At 66.1% G+C, this 17,436-nt stretch carries 13 protein-coding genes and 1 riboswitch; of the genes, 8 read left to right on the forward strand and 5 right to left on the reverse strand.

The window, feature by feature from the left end; genetic code table 11:
• A complete protein-coding gene (locus tag AC4D6D_RS22450) occupies window positions 1–2,106 on the reverse strand; it encodes a transglycosylase domain-containing protein (RefSeq protein WP_491327728.1) in 2,106 nt (701 codons plus the stop codon).
• A 324-nt stretch (window positions 2,107–2,430) separates the two neighbouring features.
• On the opposite strand from AC4D6D_RS22450, the gene AC4D6D_RS22455 reads away from it, so the two are divergent.
• From AC4D6D_RS22455 to AC4D6D_RS22480, 6 genes are read left to right on the forward strand one after another with little or no spacing between them, the layout of a single operon-like run.
• On the forward strand, window positions 2,431–3,903 hold the full coding sequence (locus AC4D6D_RS22455) for an aspartate aminotransferase family protein (RefSeq protein ID WP_491327729.1): 1,473 nt from the start codon (window positions 2,431–2,433) through the stop codon (window positions 3,901–3,903).
• A gap of 4 nt (window positions 3,904–3,907) precedes the next feature.
• The gene (locus AC4D6D_RS22460) at window positions 3,908–5,488 is read left to right on the forward strand and encodes a glycosyltransferase family 39 protein (protein ID WP_491327730.1); all 1,581 of its coding nucleotides are present in this window, start codon (window positions 3,908–3,910) and stop codon (window positions 5,486–5,488) included.
• A 41-nt stretch (window positions 5,489–5,529) separates the two neighbouring features.
• The gene (locus tag AC4D6D_RS22465; protein WP_491327731.1) at window positions 5,530–6,549 is read left to right on the forward strand and encodes a UbiA family prenyltransferase; all 1,020 of its coding nucleotides are present in this window, start codon (window positions 5,530–5,532) and stop codon (window positions 6,547–6,549) included.
• A 13-nt stretch (window positions 6,550–6,562) separates the two neighbouring features.
• Window positions 6,563–7,258, forward strand: coding sequence for an HAD family hydrolase (locus AC4D6D_RS22470; protein WP_491327732.1), 696 nt, complete (start codon window positions 6,563–6,565; stop codon window positions 7,256–7,258).
• A complete protein-coding gene (locus AC4D6D_RS22475) occupies window positions 7,251–7,622 on the forward strand; it encodes a hypothetical protein (protein ID WP_491327733.1) in 372 nt (123 codons plus the stop codon). The genes AC4D6D_RS22470 and AC4D6D_RS22475 overlap by 8 nt, the downstream gene beginning before the upstream one ends.
• Complete coding sequence (locus AC4D6D_RS22480) at window positions 7,619–9,061, forward strand: GMC family oxidoreductase N-terminal domain-containing protein (RefSeq protein WP_491327734.1); 1,443 nt, start codon at window positions 7,619–7,621, stop codon at window positions 9,059–9,061. The genes AC4D6D_RS22475 and AC4D6D_RS22480 overlap by 4 nt, the downstream gene beginning before the upstream one ends.
• Here AC4D6D_RS22480 and AC4D6D_RS22485 read toward each other — a convergent pair.
• From AC4D6D_RS22485 to AC4D6D_RS22500, 4 genes are all read right to left on the reverse strand, one after another.
• Entirely contained in the window at window positions 9,058–9,561 is a 504-nt protein-coding gene (locus AC4D6D_RS22485) for a hypothetical protein (RefSeq protein ID WP_491327735.1), read from the reverse strand. The two genes, AC4D6D_RS22480 and AC4D6D_RS22485, sit on opposite strands and share 4 nt — an antisense overlap.
• Before the next feature lie 129 nt (window positions 9,562–9,690).
• On the reverse strand, window positions 9,691–10,695 hold the full coding sequence (locus AC4D6D_RS22490; RefSeq protein WP_491327736.1) for a lysylphosphatidylglycerol synthase transmembrane domain-containing protein: 1,005 nt from the start codon (window positions 10,693–10,695) through the stop codon (window positions 9,691–9,693).
• Window position 10,696: 1 nt separating this feature from the next.
• Window positions 10,697–11,359, reverse strand: coding sequence for a response regulator (locus AC4D6D_RS22495; RefSeq protein ID WP_491327737.1), 663 nt, complete (start codon window positions 11,357–11,359; stop codon window positions 10,697–10,699).
• Window positions 11,356–13,011 (reverse strand): sensor histidine kinase, encoded by a 1,656-nt coding sequence (locus tag AC4D6D_RS22500; protein WP_491327738.1) that lies wholly within the window; start codon window positions 13,009–13,011, stop codon window positions 11,356–11,358. Before AC4D6D_RS22500 ends, AC4D6D_RS22495 begins: the two co-directional genes overlap by 4 nt.
• Window positions 13,012–13,191: 180 nt before the next feature.
• Window positions 13,192–13,302, forward strand: a riboswitch (SAM-I-IV-variant riboswitch).
• 56 nt (window positions 13,303–13,358) lie between these two features.
• Here AC4D6D_RS22500 and AC4D6D_RS22505 point away from each other — a divergent pair.
• A complete protein-coding gene (locus AC4D6D_RS22505) occupies window positions 13,359–14,444 on the forward strand; it encodes a threonine aldolase family protein (protein ID WP_491327739.1) in 1,086 nt (361 codons plus the stop codon).
• A 238-nt stretch (window positions 14,445–14,682) separates the two neighbouring features.
• A complete protein-coding gene (locus AC4D6D_RS22510) occupies window positions 14,683–17,211 on the forward strand; it encodes a PepSY domain-containing protein (protein WP_491327740.1) in 2,529 nt (842 codons plus the stop codon).
• Window positions 17,212–17,436 lie beyond the last annotated feature (225 nt).

Consider the following 17,436-nt stretch of genomic DNA (forward strand, 5'->3'; position numbering starts at 1 on the left):
TCATGGCTGCGGCGAAGGCGTTTCGGCGGGGCGCGGTGCCGGCTGCACGAGCTGTTCGATCACCTTCCGCCCGTCGATCTGGAACCCGTTCTGGTCGAGCTTCACGTCGACCGGAGCGCCGTTGATCTGGGTCGAGAGCACGGCCTTGCCCTGTTCCACCCGCAGATTGGCATCGCCCAAGGGAATATCGCCGATGTCAGGCACGTCGAGGGGCTGGACCGGGCCTTCCGGATCGGGACTTTCGGTCGCGTGCGGACGCGGCGCCGCGCGCTCGCCAAGTGCCTGCTGCATGAAGTCGCGCCAGATGCGCGCCGGGATGGTCCCGCCCGAGACGCCCTTGAGCGGCGTGTTGTCGTCATTGCCGACCCAGACGCCGACCACGAGGTCCTTGGCATAGCCGACGAAGAGCGCGTCGCGGTTTTCCTGGCTCGTACCGGTCTTGCCGTAATTGGCGGCCTGGAGCCGCGCGCCGCGCCCGGTGCCGCGATTGACGGCGCCGCGCAGCAGGGTCTCCATGTTCTCGTGCACGCCGTCGGAAAGGCTGCTGCGACCGCTAATCAGGCCGTCGAACCAGCCTTCTTCCTTGGCCTTGAAAGCGCTGGGCACAACCGGGAAGCGGTTGCCCGCGACGCCCGCATAGGCTGCGGTCAGTTGCATCAGCGTCATGCTGGACGTGCCGAGCGCCAGGCTGGGATCGCCTTGCGGCAGCGGCGCGGTGACGCCGAGCTTACGGGCCATGTCGATCACCGCCTTGTCGCCCACTTTCTGGAACAGGCGCACGGCGGCAACATTGCTGGAATGGGCAAAGGCGTCGGCCAGCGTGATCGTCTGCGAATAGGAGCCGCCCGCGTTCTGAGGACGGTAGTAGCCAATCTCGAACGGCGTGTTCTCGATGGTGTCGGTCGGTTTCCAGCCGTCGTTGAGCGCCGCCAGATAGACGAAGAGCTTGAAGGTCGAGCCGGGCTGGCGCTGGGCCTGGGTCACGCGGTTGAACGGGGACTTGGCATAGTCGCGTCCGCCGACCATCGCCACGACCTCGCCGTTGGGCCGCATCGCCACCAGCGCGACTTGCGCCTTGCCGAGCGGCGCCGCCTCGATCGCGCGTCGGGCGGCGGCCTGAAGGCGGGAATCGAGCGTGGTCTTGTAGGTCTGCGCGGCGTAGCTGGCCTCATCCAGCCCGCGCGCCTGCGGCAAGGCCCAGTCGGCGAAATAGGTCCCGGTCGGCAAGTCGTTCTGCGAGCGCACGTCGAGGCGCGGCGCGCGGGTAGCGCGAGCCTGCTCCGGGGTCATGTAGCCCGCCTCGACCATGGCCTGGAGCACGAGCTTCATGCGCTTCTCGGCGAGGTCGTAATTGTTGGTCGGCGCCAGCCGCGAGGGCGCCTTCATCAGTCCGGCCAGCATGGCCGACTGCGCGGGCGAGAGGTTCTCCGGCCTGCGGTGGAAATAGTGCATCGAGGCGGCGCGCAACCCATAGGTATTGTCGCCGAAGTAGGCGTTCGAGAGGTAGCGTTCGAGGATCTGGTCCTTGCTCAGCCAGGCCTCCAGCCAGAAGGCGATGAGCACTTCGCGCGCCTTGCGGGTCAGGCTGCGCTCGGAAGTGAGGAACGTGAACTTGGCGAGCTGCTGGGTGATCGTGCTGCCGCCCTGGGTGCTGCCGCCGCTGACATTGCTCCAGAGCGCGCGGGCGATGCCGCGCGGGTCGATGCCCCAGTGGTCGTAGAACCGGCGATCCTCGATCGCAATGAAGGCCTGGCCGACGTGGATCGGCAGGTTCTTCACTTCGACCGGAGCATCGACGATGGCGCCATTGCGGGCGATCGGCGTGCCGTCCGCCGCGAGGAGGGTGATCTGCGGCGGCGAGATCGGTTGCAGCGACTTCGACAGCGGCGCCGTGACGACGAGCCAGCCGATCGTCAGGAAGAACAGCATGAGCAGGCCCGCCAGCCCGCGCGAGAACCACCACCAGTGCGACCGGCCTTTGCGAGGCGCGCCTTTGCCGGGCTGGCCTTCGGAGGGAGGAAGCGGGTTCTGGGACTGGAGGGAAAGGTCGTCCTGACCCGGCCCGCCTTCCGGCAGGCTGTTCAGGTTATCCAACGTCAAGGCCATGTCTTCGGCTTCGCCTGCAATTCCCGTCCATCAAGCCCGTTGCGGGCCGGATTTCGCCAATACGGAGTTCCGTGGCAGCTTGCGAGGCAAAACTTGTCGCAAAATCGACAAACCGCAGACCCAGACCGACGATGATCGTCATTCCCGATCCCCTTTTGTCCATACTGCCGGGCATTCGACCTACCCAGCAGGAGTAGGCCGGGAATCCCCTCGGGCTAAGGCTCCGGGCCTCGCCGGGCATTCGGTATTATATGGTCCTGTAGATACATTCTCCCCGCGCCGCGCGGTACCTTCCTTCCATTCCGCTTGAAGAAGGGAACGAGCGTGACGGCACTTGCGAAGATCGAAGCACCGAGCCGCGAAGGTCGGCAGAACCATGGACTGCTGACGCTGGAGCAGAGCCTCGCGCTCGACAACGAAACCGCGATGGGCCTCTATGCCGCCCACCTCAACAAGTACATGCTCCAGGTCTTCGACATCCTCGGCCTCGCGCACATGGATATCGAGAGCGCCCAGGGCGCGGAGATCACCTTGCGGGACGGCCGCAAGGTCCTCGATTACTCAGGCGGCTTCGGGGTGCTCGGCCTCGGCCACAACCACCCGAGGATCATCGCCGCCGAGCGGCTCTGCCACGATCGCAAGGTGCTGGACTGCATCAAGATCGCCCCGCACAAGCTGCAGGGCGCGCTGGCCTACAACATCTCGCGCTTCCTGCCCGAGCCGCTCGACGTCTCGTTCCTGGCAGTCTCGGGAACCGAGGCCAACGAAGCGGCGATGAAAATCTGCGAGCGGGTGCAGACGCCCAAGGGCAAGACCAAGTTCCTCTGCTTCAAGGGCGCCTTCCACGGCAAGACCCACGGCCCGCTCTCCCTCACCACCGCCACCGACGTGCAGAGCGGCTTCATCATGGGCGTGCCCAAGGAGAACGTGGTCTTCGCGACCTATGGCGACATCGCCTCGGTCCGCGAGGTTATCGCCCGCGAGCAGTTCGAAAAGGGCAACCGCATCATCGCGGGCATCGTCGAGACGATCCGCGGCACCTCCTGCCATGTCCCCGATCCCGGCTTCCTCACCGCGTTCGCGAAGCTCTGCCGCGAGAACGACATCCTGACCATCTTCGACGAAGTGAAGGTCGGCATGGGCCGCACCGGCAAGTTCTGCGCCTTCATGCACGAGGAGGTGGTCCCCGATGTCGTCACTCTCGCCAAGACGCTGGGTGGCGGCAAGCGCGAACTGGGCGCGATGGTCACCTCGCAGGCCCTTTTCGACAAGGCTTACGGCAACAAGAACGACTGCAACCTCCACAGCTCCAGCTTCAGCGGCATGGGCGAGAGCTGCGCCGTGGGTATCGAAACGCTCAACGTACTCGAAGACGAGCAGCTGATCGAACGCGCAGGATCGATCGGCAGTTACTTGCAGGAGAGACTTGAGAAACTACGCGAGAAATATCCACGCAAGATCGTCTCGCTGCGCGGCAAGGGTTGCTTCCAGGCAATCGAGCTTAACTTTGGCCAGCAATTAGCTGAAAAAGCTATAGATATTCGCAAGACCTCGCTTTTCGTGACGTACGAAACGGTACTGATCGGCGCGATGGCCCGCGAGCTTTACGAGCGCCATGGCATCCTCGTTCACTTCCAGCCCGGCGCGCGGGACCTGCTGCACCTGATGCCGCCCTACATCGTTTCCGAAGCGCAGATCGACCGACTGATCGAAGCGCTCGATGACGTGCTGGGACGGGGCGTGGCCGATGCGACGGTGCGCTTCGTCGTCAAGAACATCAAGCGCGTGCTGGGCTGACGCCATGGCTACTCCCGCCGAAAGGCTCACCCCCACCGCCCGCAACCCCTTCGCCGACCGGCAGAGCCTAGGCAGCGCATCCAGTGGATGGATCGCCTGCGCTGCCCTGCTGGTGCTGTCGCTGGTGCTGTTCCGGCTGAACATCCATCAGGGCATGATCGTCTCGCCGGACAGCACCCGCTACATGGGGATCAGCCCGATCCCCTATGACGCGCCGGTCTATCACTGGATGCTGGTGCTGCCCCATGCCCTGGGCGTGCCGCTGCTGACAGCGGCCGTGGCCTGGGGCGTCGTAACTCTGACAGCCAACGTCCTATTGGTCTTCGCACTGGTCCGGCGGATCACCGGTGACTGGCGCTATGCCGCGATAGGCACCGCCCTGATCGCACTGGCGCCGCAGTTCGTCTCTCTTCATGCGGCCGTAATCTCCGAGCCGCCGTTCATCACCTTCGTACTGCTGACCTTGTGGTTTGCGCTCGACTATTTCGAACGCGGCACACGGCGCGACCTTGCCATCGCCTCGCTTATGCTGGGCATGGCCACCCTCACACGCTTCACCGCCCCACCGCTCGGCGCCGCCCTCGTGCTGGTGATCCTGACCGACCCGCGCCTGCCCATCTCCCGCCGCCTGACCGACAGCGCGCTGATGGCGATCCCCGGCGGCGCGCTGTTCTTCGGTTGGGTCGTGGCCAGCACCCTGACGGTCGGCCATTCGATCGGGCGTGAGCTGAAGTTCTACGGCAACATGGGTCCGGCGCAGTGGTGGGCCAATCTGGAAACCACCGCCGCCTGGCTGCTGCCTGATGCCGTTCCGCTTGCCCTGCGCGTGCTGCTGCTGGTGGCCGTGCTCGGCTTCGCAGGCTGGCAGTTCACCCGCCAGTTCGCCGCCTGGCGCCGGTCCCGCCTCGACATTTCCTGCGAACTGCGGATTGCCTTCTCATTGACGTTGGGCCTGTTCTTCGTGGGCTATCTCGCCTTCGTCTGGCTTTCCACCGCCCTCGAAGCGAACCTCCAGTTCGTCGGACGCTATGGATTTCCGGCCTATGTCGTGCTGGTGATGCTGGTTGCAACGCAGGCGAGCGGCCTCGACCGGCGCCTCGGCGGTCTTCGCAAGGTGTGGTTCGCGCTTGCCGGTCTCTCCGCGCTGGTGCTGGCCGGACATACCGTGCGTACCTCGGTCCGCACCCACGAGTACTACCGCGAAGGGAACGGCTTCCTGAGCCGCGACTGGCGCGCCTCGCCCACGATGGCGGCGGTGAAAGCACTGCCGGGCAACGCGGTCCTGTACTCGAACGGCGCCGACGTCGTTGCCCTGCTGGCGGATCGCCCTGCCCAGATCGTGCCGCAGGAACGACTGCTGCGGACCAACCGCCCCGACCCGGCCAATCCGCCCGAAGCCCAGATCGCCTTCATGCAGGCCCAGGCCAACGCAGGTCTTCCGGTCTACGTGATCTGCCTCGATCGCATCGACTGGCGCTTCTACCTCGCCAGCGAAGCGCGGCTGAAGCGCGACCTCGCGCTCGAACCCGCAGGCCTGTTCGCCGACGGCCGCATCTATCGCGTCACCGCCACGGCCCATCCGTGAACGCCCCCAGTCCAACCCCTCCGCGTCAGGAGCAACCGGAAATGTCCACTGAAATGACGGGTTCCAAGATCAAGGCCGCCACGCTCGACCGTAAGACCGCACGCCTGCGGGACTACCTGAGCCTCGCCCGCTTCGATCACGCGACCAAGCATGTTTTCGTGATCCCCGGCCTGATCCTGGCCTATGCCCTGCGCGAACCCTCGCTGCTGGACGCGCCGCCACGGATCGTCATCGGCTTCGTGGTGGCCATCGCGATCGCCTCGGCCAACTACATCATCAACGAATGGCTGGACCGCGAGTTCGACGCCCACCACCCCAGCAAGCACCACCGCACAGCGGTCTCGCTGCAACTCTCCCCGGCACTGGTCTACCTGCAATACGCGATCTTCGCAGTGTTCGGACTGGCGCTGGCGGCGACCCTGGGCAGCGCCTTCTTCACCGTCTCGGTCGTGTTCCTCGCCTCGGGCCTGCTCTACAACGTGCGTCCGCTGCGCTCGAAGGACCGGCCGTTCCTGGACGTGATCTCGGAATCGGTGAACAATCCGATCCGCCTGACCCTGGGCTGGCTGATGATGGACCCGGCCAGCATGCCGCCCGCCAGCCTCCTGCTCGCCTACTGGGCGGGCGGCGCCTTCCTGATGGGTTCCAAGCGCCTCTCCGAATACCGCGACATCACCGCGCTGGTCGGGCTCGAGACATTGACCCGCTATCGCAAGTCCTTTGCTGGCTACACGGCGGAAAGCCTGGTGGTGAGCTGCCTGGTCTATGCCATGCTCTCGTCCTTCTTCCTCGGCGTGTTCCTCATCAAGTACCGCGTCGAGTACATCCTCGCCTTCCCGTTCATTGCCGGTCTGTTCGGTTGCTACCTCTGGCTCTCCATGCTGCGCGACTCCATCGCCCAGCGGCCGGAGCGCATGTTCCGCTCGCGCCGCCTGATGACCACGCTGGCGATAACCGTGGGCGTGCTGCTCGCGCTCTCCTTCATCGACGTGCCCAGCCTCACCAGCCTCACCAACCGCAGCTTCACCCCGGTGGACATGCTGCCCGGCCACGGCAAGTAAGGGAGTGGAGATCGTGACAGAGGTGGCCTGGAGCAAAGTGCGGCTCGTGGTCTTCGACCTCGACGGCACGCTCTACGACCAGCCCCCGCTCCGCCGCGCGATGGCGCTGGAACTGGTCAAGCACAGCCTGCTGCGCCGCAGTCTGCGCACGATCGAGACCTTGCGTGCCTATCGCCAGATCCGCGAGCTGCTGGGCCAGGTCCAGGGCGACGATTTCACCAACGAGCAGTTCCGCCTCACCGCCCGGCGTTGCGGCTGCTCGGAAGGCGAAGTGCGGGCACTGGTGGAGGAATGGATCGAGCGCCGCCCGCTCGCCCACCTCCCCCGCTACAAGGCGCGCGGAATCGACAGCCTGTTCTCGGCGCTGCGGGCGACGGGGCGGCGGATCGCGGTGTGGTCGGACTATCCGGTCAACGCCAAGCTCGCCGCGCTGGGCCTCAAGGCGGATCACGTCATCTGGTCCGGCGACCACGGCGTCGGCCGCCTCAAGCCCGATCCGACCGGCCTGCTGGCCCTGCTGGAGGAGGCGGGCGTGACTGCGGAGCAAACCCTGGTCATCGGCGACCGGGCCGACCGCGACGCCGCAGGGGCCGCCGCCATCGGCGTCCCGGCGCTGATCCGCAGCAGCCACACCAGTGGAGACACAATGTTCCGGCGCTTCGACGACCCCCCGTTCGCCCCCATTTTCGCGGAGGCCCGCCATGTCTAAGCCCGATACCGTCGCCGCGCTGGTGGACGTGCTGGTCGACGAATCCCGCCCCGGTCTCACCGCCTCCGAGCGCGGCGTGGTCGCCGACTATGTCCGCTCCACCCTGGCGGGAATGCCCGATTACTTCCGCATCGGCTTCCGCATGCTGGCCATGATGTTCGAGATCGCCCCGCTGCCGGTCCATGGGCATCGCTTCTCCCACCTCGCACCGGCAGAACGGCAGGCCCACGTCGAGGCCTGGCGCCGGTCCCGCATCGGTTTCCGCCGCTCGATGATCGCGTTCTACACGACGTTCGCCTGCTACGGTCTCTATTCGCTGCCGCGCGCGCAGGACCGCGCACCCGCCGCCAGGATCGCCGCATGAACGGCCCGAGCGAGATCGAGACCGAGACCCTGGTGATCGGCTCCGGCCCCGGCGGTGCCGTCAGCGGCACCCTGTTCGCCGAGGCCGGACGGCATGTCGTCATGGTGGAGGAAGGCGATCACCTTGCCCTCGAAGCCGCGCCGCATTTCTCGCGCGAGGAGATGCTGCTCAAGTATCGCAATGCCGGGGTCGGCGTCGCGCTCGGGCGGCACAAGCTGGCCTGGGTGGAGGGGCGCTGCGTCGGCGGCGGCAGCGAGGTCAATCGCGGCCTCTACCACCGCACGCCGGGCTATGTCTTCGACGACTGGCGCCGCCGCTTCGCGGTCCACGACCTCGACCTTGCCGGGATGACCCCGCATTTCGAAGCCTGCGAGGCGATCGCCCGCGTGGAATATGCCGGCACCGCCGCCTCCGACATGTCTCGGCGGCTCCAGCAGGGCGCACAGGCGCAAGGCTGGCTGGCGATCGAGGCGCCGCGCCTCTACCGCTACGACCACGACCACCACAGCGGCGTGAAACAATCGATGTCCGCCACGTTCGTCCAGCGCTTCGTCGCGGCGGGCGGTGTGCTCCTGCCCCGGACGCGCATCGCCCGCCTGCGCCGGATGAACGGCCACTGGATCGCCCAGGGCAGCCGCCGCGGCGAGGACGGCAAACAGCGCCCGGTCACGTTCCGCGCCCGGACCGTGTTCATCGCCTGCGGCGCGGTGCAGACTCCGGCGCTTCTGCGCCGTTCCGGCATTTCGCACAATGTCGGCGACAGCCTGCGCTTCCATCCGATGGTCAAGGTCGTCGCCGAATTCGACCGCGACGTGAACCGCCCGGACGACTTCGACCCGGTGCATCAGGTCAAGGAATTCGAGCCGCGTTTCGGCATGGGCTGCTCGATCAGCACTCCGGCGATGCTCGGCGTGGCCCTCTCAGGCCGTCCCGACCACTGGCAGCTGGTGGCGGAGCGCTGGCGGCGCATGGGCATCTACTACGTCCAGTCCGGCGGCGGCGAGGCCAGCGTGCGCAATCTGCCCGGCTTCGAGGACCCGATCGTGCGCGTGCGCTTCTCGCAAGGCGACCTCTCGGTGCTGGGCGAAGGGCTGCGGCGGCTCTGCGAGGCGCTGTTCGCCGCCGGAGCGCAGCGGATCTACCCCTGCCTCGCGGGTTATCCCGACCTGCACTCGCCAGGCGACCTCGCCCGCCTGCCGGACGTGCTACAGGCGAGCGACGGCAACATGACCTCGGTCCATGTCTTCTCGTCCTGCCCGATGGGCGAGGACCGCCGCCGTACCGCTGCCAATTCCTTCGGCAAAGTTCACGGCGCAGACGGACTCTACATCAACGACGCCTCGCTGCTCTGCGGGCCGACCTCGGTCAATCCGCAAGGCACGGTCATGGCCGTGGCCCACCGCAATGCGACCGAGGCCCTGACCCGCCGTTTCCATTAAGCAATCAGCCAGGTGCCGTCCGGTTCCTTGTGGACCACCGTGTTCCAGAGATAGCTCTCGCCGCTGTCATCGGCGGTGAACAGGATATCGAACCTGAACTCGTTCGCCGCGACGCGCTTCCAGTTCTGGATGCGGGTGACGGAGAGGCAGCCCACCATGTCATGGCTGCGGATGCGCTTGCCGGGGGAATTGGCACCGGCCCAGCCGTTGAACATGGCCGTGCCGCGCGAGCCGACGAACTTTGCCACCAACCCCTGGGTGGCGCGGTCGTCCTGCACGCACATGAGCGTGACCATATAGGGCCGCAGGGTCGGCAAGGCTGCCGCCACGTCGGACTTCAAGGCAGGCGGAGCCGAGGCCAGCGCCCTGTCCACGCCCTGGACCTGTGCCGGATCGGGCCTCGCCAGCGCCGATGTCGCCGCATCCGCCTGCACCGTCAGACCGGCCAAGGCGGCAACGCTGGTAAAGGCGTGGAGGGCGAAGGATCGGGTGGTCGGCATCGTAAAAACCTCATCATGAAGCATATCCACCGGCGACGATGGAACGGGGCGGCGCCTCTGCATCGACGAACCGGTCCAGGCAAGCGCCCAGAGGAAATCGCGCGACAATACGTTGGTGAAATCAGACGGTTAGTGCGCCCTCAGCATCGTGAGCGGCGATTGCCGCCGCACGGAAACCAGCCAACCCAGCGCGAACAGCGCCGTCGGCAGCCAGAGCAGCAAATGCGCCAGCAGGATGGTTGCCGCCCCCTGTTCGGCTTCGACCCCGACCGCCCGGTAGGACAGCATGCCGAAGAACTCGTAGGAGCCGAAATGCCCTGGAAGCGCCGGAACCAAAGTGCCCAGCGTCGAGAAGGCAAAGGCCACCAGCGGCTTCAGCCATTCCGGCAGGCCGCCGCCCAGGCTCACCCAGGCGCCGAGCATGACCAGGCTCTCCAGCAGCCACAACGCGAAGGACAGCAGGACCATGCCGAGAATGCGGCGCGGATCGCCGGTGCCGCGCACCGCTTCCGCCACCGACCGGGCCGTACCGGCCAGCTTCATGACAGGGACAAGCGGGAACTTGCGCTCTCCCCAACCCGCAATCGCCTCGATCGCTCCGGGCGAAAGCAGTACGGCGAGGCTTACCGCCACCGCTACCACAAGAACGAGCCGAAACTGCGCCACGATCTCGGCAGGTAGCGCAGTATCGATCAGCAGAAGCGCCAGCCCCGCCACCATCAGGATCGAGACGAGATCGAGCACCCGCTCGACCACCATGGCCCCCAGCACATGCCCCATCGGCAGCGAGAAGCGGCGATGGAACCAGTAGACCCGGAACACGTCCCCGAGCCGGAAGGGCAGGATATCGCTGATCCCGAAGCTGGCCACGAAAGGCGCGACGCTCGGCCCGAACGGCACTTTGCGGCCAGCGGGGTCGAGCAGCAGGCGAAACCGCCAGGCCCGCAGCAGGAAGTCCAGCGCATAAGCGGCAAGGGCCAGGACCAGCGAGGGCCAGCTTGCCCGCATCAGCAAAGCGCCCACCGCAGCCATGTCCACCGAAGTCCAGAGCAAGGCGAGGAAAGCCGTTCCCACCACGACGCCCAGCCAGAACCGCAGATTGCCACCGCCGGTAGAGGCGCGCTCCGCCGTCATCTCAGAAAGTGTCGCTGATCTGGGACTGGTACTTCACGAAAAGAGTAGCCAAGGTGGTGCGGCTCGAAATGTCCAGCTTGCGGTAGATGTTGTGGAGGTGGATGCTCACCGTTCCCTCGGTCGATCCCACCATTCCGGCAATGGCCTTGTTGGAGAAGCCGCGGCAGACCAGCGCGCTGATCTCCTTCTCGCGCGGGGTAAGACCGGCGATCTCGCCGCCGATATCGACGCCGCCTCCGCGCTTCCCCTTGGCCACGAGGTCCTCGGGCAGCCACTTGCGGCCCGTCACGACCTGCCGCAGGCAATCGAGCAGCGAATCCGCAGCATAGTCCTTGAGCAGCAGCCCCCAGACCCCCAGCCCGATGGCCTCGGCGATCTGCCTGCCGGTCATCGTCGCGGAAAGGAAGATCACCCGCACCGGCCAGCCGCCCTCGCGGATCGCCCGCAGGATGGCCAGCCCGCCCAGATCGGGCATCGACACATCGAGAACGGCAACGTCCGGCTGCCTCTCGCGGATGACTGCCAGCGCGCGCGTGCCACTGCCGGTGGCTTCCACCAGATCGATCTCGCCCGTCGCCTGGAGCAGGTCGGCCAGTCCGCGCAGCAGCAGCGGATGATCGTCGGCGACGAGAACGCGGCAGGTGTGAAGCTCGGTAAGGCTCATGCCGCTGCCTCCAGCGGGATGACCATGGTGACGCGCAGGCCGTCTGCACTGTCATCCACGGCGATCGAGCCGCCCAGTTGCATCGCCCGGCTGCGCAGGGAGACCGAACCCCTACCGTTCGCGGCCGCGCCCAGCCCGCGCCCATTGTCCGCCACCCCGAGTTCGAGCGCGCTGCCGACCCGACGGGCCTCCAGCGCGACGCGGGTAGCGGCGCCGTGCCGCACGGCATTGGCGGTCGCCTCGGAGAACAGCGCGATCACTTCCTGCACGAGATTGCGCGGCAATTGCGTGGAGCGGCCATGCCAGTCGAAAGCGACGGTGACACCCCAGGTCTTCTGAAGCAGGTCGGCCTGCCTTTGCAGGTCTGCCACCATGTCGGTCGGCTGGTCGGCATCGACGTCGCGCTGTTTCTCGACGAAACGGCGGATGCGCCGCTGCTGTTCGGTGACCAGTTCCTCGATAGCCTTGAGTTCCACCGCCATTTCGGGTTCACGGGCAGCGAGGGTCCGCAGCTTCAGGCTCGTCGCGGTCAGGTCCTGGAGGACGCTGTCGTGAAGATCCTGGCCCAGACGGCTGCGTTCCTCCGCCCGCGCACTGTCGGCCCGCCGGGCGACGAGTTCGACATGTTCCAGTTCGGAACCCGTGCGCGCAGCGATGATCTCCGTGAGCGCCAGCGCGTCTTCCGGCCGTCCGTCCGGATCGACCACGATCATCGCGCCGCGAAAGCGCAATCCGGAAAAGCCCGAACGCACGGCATAGTCGTGCGAGCGGGGCCGCGGCAGTTCGAGGACGTCGAGCACGTGGTTCAGCCCCGCCATCTCCTCGGAATCAAGCAGGCTGGCGCGGGTGCGGTCCATGAAGTCGAGCCGCGCCTCGGCGAAGACGCTGCGATAGGTTGCGGGATCGAGCGGCAGCAGCCGCAGCCCTTCGCGGCGCCAATAGGCGATGAACCCGGTCGGCTCGTCCTGTTCGCGCCAGATCAGGATCAGGCTTTCGCAACCGGTCACCGCGCCGGAATGGCCGCAGAGTTCCGCCAGCCAGCCGCGCCGATCGCCGACCCCGGCATCCATCGGCCAACTCGCCAGCCGGGTCAGGCGCTCGCGGCTGCTCTCGCGATAAGCGCCGAAGTAGCCGAGCATGACCGCGCAGACGATGAAGTAGACGGTGCGGATGATGAGGACGTTCAGTTCGGACTCACCGTCGAGAATGTCGGGAATGCCGATCGTGAACAGAACCACTTCCAGCATGACCGCCCCGACCATGGCGCCCATGAAGCCCCAGCGCACCGTCATCGCCAGCAGGGTGAACGGCAGGAACGAGAAGAACGGGCTGGTCAGTTCGTTGGTCAGGAAAGCGAGCCAGCCAAGGATCCCGGTATCGAGCACATGGACGGCGAAATGGACGAGGCTGTCCACCGGTCGCCGAACCGGCAAGGCCACCAGCAGGATCGCCATGACGAGGTAAACCGCCAGCACGTCCTGCGCTTCGGTCCGGTAGCGGACCGGCTGGGTGGGATCGAGATAGATGGCGATGACCGCGAAGACCGCCGTAACCAACCGTCCGTAGCTGATCAGCCGGTTGGGATCGGTGATCAGCAGTACGTTCCGTGCCCGGCTCAGGCCGGATGCCGTCGCATCGAAAGTCCGCCCCATGTGTTCTTCTGTCCTCGCGCCATCCGGCATGACGGCCGGAAGCGTCGGAAAAACCTACGAAGCTGCGGCAATTTCGTCGAGTCAGCCTTCCTGCTGATCCTGCGGGGCAAAAGGATATGCCCCCTGCTCCTCAATCGCATGCTCCCGATTGACGATTCCGGGCAGACGGCCTAAGAGCAGCCCCAGCATCAAGAGTCGGGATCGCGCCCGGCACCAACCTGCTCCCGAGCAAGGTGGTACCTTCGCAGACATGCGAAGGGATGTGGCCGGACCGGCAACAATCGGGTCTTCCAGCTGCATCGCCGTCGTTCGCTTCCGGCTTCATCGAGCCTCGAAGGAAGTACCGCATGCCCAACACCCAGTCAGCACAACAAATAGCGCCGACCCAACAATTCGCCAGCGACAACTATGCCGGGATCTGTCCGGAAGCCTGGGCCGCGATGGAACTTGCAAATCAGGGTTCGGCGACCGCCTATGGCGAGGACGAATGGACCCTGCGCGCCGCCGATGCCTTCCGCTCGCTATTCGCCACCGACTGCGACGTTTACTTCGCCTTCAATGGCACGGCTGCGAACTCGCTGGCGCTTGCTGCACTTTGCCAGTCATATCATTCAGTTATCTGCTCTTCCTCAGCCCACGTCGAGACTGACGAATGCGGCGCGCCGGAGTTTTTCTCGAACGGATCCAAGCTCCTCATCGCCCAAAGTGCCGACGGCAAGCTGACTCCGGAAGCCATCCGCACGCTGGCGGTCGGCCGTTCGGACATCCACTTCCCGAAGCCCCGCGTCGTCACGATCACCCAGCCCACCGAGACCGGACAGGTCTACAGCATTGCCGAGATCGAGGCGATTTCGGCGACCTGCCGCGAGTTGGGCCTCAAGCTGCACATGGACGGCGCGCGTTTCGCCCATGCCTGCGCAGCGCTCGATTGCACGCCGGCCGAGATCACCTGGCAGGCAGGCGTGGACGTGCTCTGTTTCGGCGGCACCAAGAACGGCATGGCCGTGGGCGAGGCGGTGATCTTTTTCGACCGCGCGCTTTCCGAGGACTTTTCCTATCGCTGCAAGCAGGCGGGCCAGCTCGCGTCGAAGATGCGCTTCCTTTCCGCGCCGTGGATCGGAGTCCTTGAGAGCGGCGCCTGGCTGAACAATGCCCGTCACGCCAACGGCTGCGCCCGGCGTCTTGCCGATGCAGTGTCGAGCATTGAGGGGCTGAACCTTATCTTCCCGGTAGAGGCCAACGCGGTGTTTCTCGCCGCGCCGGAGCCGGTGCTGGACGGACTGCGTGCGCGCGGTTGGCGGTTCTATACTTTCATCGGCGGCGGAGCGCGCTTCATGTTCGCCTGGGATGCCGATACGAAGCAGGTCGACCGGCTTGCCGCCGATGTCATCGAGCTTGCCGGACATCACATCGATCAGCTGGCCATAGCCTGAGAAGTTCCAGCTAACCGCATGATATAGCTAATTGTCCCGCCCAAAATCATCCCCGGCGGGGCAATCGGCTGCGAAGACACGGAAGAAGGCTTGAACGCCCTTCCCGGACCTACGAAGAACGGTTTTTGTTGCTATTGCAACTTGATCTCATTAGCCGAACCGTCATGAGGGTACGCGCAAGCGTGCTGTCGATGGCCCGCGCCTTACGGCGGTGCCATCGGAATTCGGGAAGCGACAGGTGACGCGGCAAGTCCTATTTCATATTCACTGGTTCCTCGGCATTACGGCAGGCTTCGTCCTCGCCGTCATGGGCGTGACCGGTGCGACGCTGAGTTTCGAGAACGAGATCATGCGCGCCCTTAGCCCGGGCGTGGTGACGCTCCCGCCGGGAACAGGCTCGCCGCTCTCGCCCGATGAAGTGATCGCGCGTGCTTCCGCCCAGCGTCCCGGATTGCCGGTGGAGCGCCTGAGCGTCGAACACGACCCTCAGGCAGCATGGACCGTCTCGTTCGCCGCCCGCGAAGGCGAACGGCGCGGCGAACGCAGCTATGTCGATCCCCGCAGCGGCATGCTACTCGGCCAGGCGAACGGCGCAGGATTCTTCCGGACAGTCGAGGATCTCCATCGCTGGCTCGCCCTGCCCGGCGGACCGAACGGCGTGGGGCGCCAGATCACCGGATTTTCCGCGATCGCGCTGGTATTCTTCGCGATCTCGGGCCTCTATTTGCGCTGGCCGCGCCGCACCTTCGACTGGCGCTCCTGGCTGGTCCTCGACCTGCGCAAGAGCGGGCGGAACCTTTACCGCGCGCTCCACGTGGTGATCGGCGGCTGGGTGGCGCTGGTCTACCTGCTGAGCGCGCTGACCGGCCTCTGGTGGTCCTACGACTGGTATCGGCAGGGTGTGCTCTATAGCCTTACCGGCAAGACTAGTCGTGAGGAAAGCGGCCATGGCGGTGGCAAGAAGGGCGAGCATGAAGCCCCGACCACCGGAACGCCCAGCCTCGCCCGCGCCTGGCCGACAGTGATTGCCGCCATGGGCGGCAGCTACAAGTCGATTTCCGTCACCCTGCCCGAAGGTCATGAACCCGCCGGCTTCCGCGTCATGCTGACAAATGCCCGTCACGATCGCATGGTGGACGATCTCAAGGTCGATCTCGCCAGCGGCAAGCTGCTCAAGGCCGACCGCTATGCCAACCGCAAGATCGGCAAGGTCATCACCACCAGCATGTACGAACTGCATCGCGGCGCCTTCTTCGGCATCGGCGGGCGCATCCTGCTGCTGCTGTCCAGCCTGACGATGCCGTTGTTCGCTGTCACCGGCCTGCTGCTCTATCTCGCCCGCCGCAAGCGCAAGCGCGCCCTCGCCGCGGTCGAAGCACAGGCAGGCACCTCAAAGGAAAGTGCGGCGACCGGCGACCTGCTCGTGGCCTTCGCCAGCCAGACCGGCGGTGCCGAACGCCTCGCCCGCCAGACCGCGGCCGCGCTCGGCGGCGCAAAGGTCATGCCGCTCTCGGCCGTCGACGACGGCGTGCTGTCCGAAGTCGACCGCGCGCTCTTCGTGGTCAGCACGTACGGCGAAGGCGAGCCGCCGGACCCGGCCCGTCGTTTCGCGCGGCAGGTCATGGCGACGCCGCCCGGCGCGGATCATCTCGAATATGCGGTGCTCGCGCTTGGTGATCGCGAGTATCCCGAATTCTGCGCGTTCGGCCATTCGGTCGATCACTGGCTCCACGCCGGTGGCGCCCGCCGCCTGTTCGACATGATCGAGGTCGACGGCGACGACGGCGACGCCCAGCGCCAATGGCAGCAGCAGCTTGCCGCCCTCGGTGCCGAGCCGGACCTGCCTGACTGGGAGCCTGCCGCCTATGAGCGCTGGCGCCTTGCCGAACGCCGCCTGCTCAATCCGGGCAGCGCCGGGGGACCGGCCTTCCTGGTCAGCCTGGAGCCTTGCGAAGACAGCGCCCGCGACTGGCAGGCCGGCGATATCGCCGAAGTCCTGCCCGGCGCCAACGATCCGGCGCGCGTCGCCGCCTATCTCGCCCATAGTGGATTGAACGGCGCCGAGAGGATCGAAGGTCGGCCGATTGCCGAACACCTTGCGCTATCGCTCGTCCCGGATCATCCGGTCGCGAGCGGCGCAGAACTGCTCGGGGCACTGCGCCCGCTGCCGCACCGCGAATACTCGATCGCCTCGATCCCCGCCGACGGCCGCCTCGACCTGCTGATCCGACAGGTCTCGCGAACCGACGGTACGCTGGGCCTCGGCTCAGGCTGGCTGACGGACTTGGCGCCGCTCGGCAGCGAAGTCGCGCTGCGCCTGCATCCGAACGAGGGCTTCCATGCCCCCGCCGAGGCCGAGCGGCTCATCCTGATCGGCAACGGCACAGGCCTCGCCGGTCTTCGCGGCCACTTGCGCGCAGCCGAACGGGCCGGACGCGGCGGCCACTGGCTATTGTTCGGCGAGCGCAGCCGCGCCCACGACGCCCTGCTTGCCGACGAGATCGATGGATGGCTGGCCAGCGGCACCCTCACCCGCCTTGATCGAGCCTGGTCGCGCGATGCCGATTGCGGCCGCTACGTCCAGCACCTGCTGGCCGAAGCCGAGGCGGACCTGCGCGATTGGGTTGAGAACGGCGCCGCAATCCTGGTCTGCGGCAGCCTCCAGGGCATGGCGCCCGCCGTCGATGCGGCGCTGCGAGCGGCGCTTGGGGACGAGCGGCTGGAGGACATGGCCGAAACGGGTCTATACCGTCGCGACATCTATTGAACAAAGAACCTGATGGAAACATTCCGAAACGAAATAGTCACGAACGAGACCGCATTCCCGGAGCATGATGCTTCATCGACGCAGGCGGAAAGGAACCGGAAATGGTCCGTAAGCGTAGTATAGCTCCGGGGTGGATGCTGCCGCTGTTGCTGGTCGTATCGATGGCAGCGGCGGGCCTTGCGGTTGTCTTCGTCATCACCCTGGAGTGAACGAACCATCGGCATT

This window comes from Novosphingobium sp. BF6, from assembly GCF_058273105.1.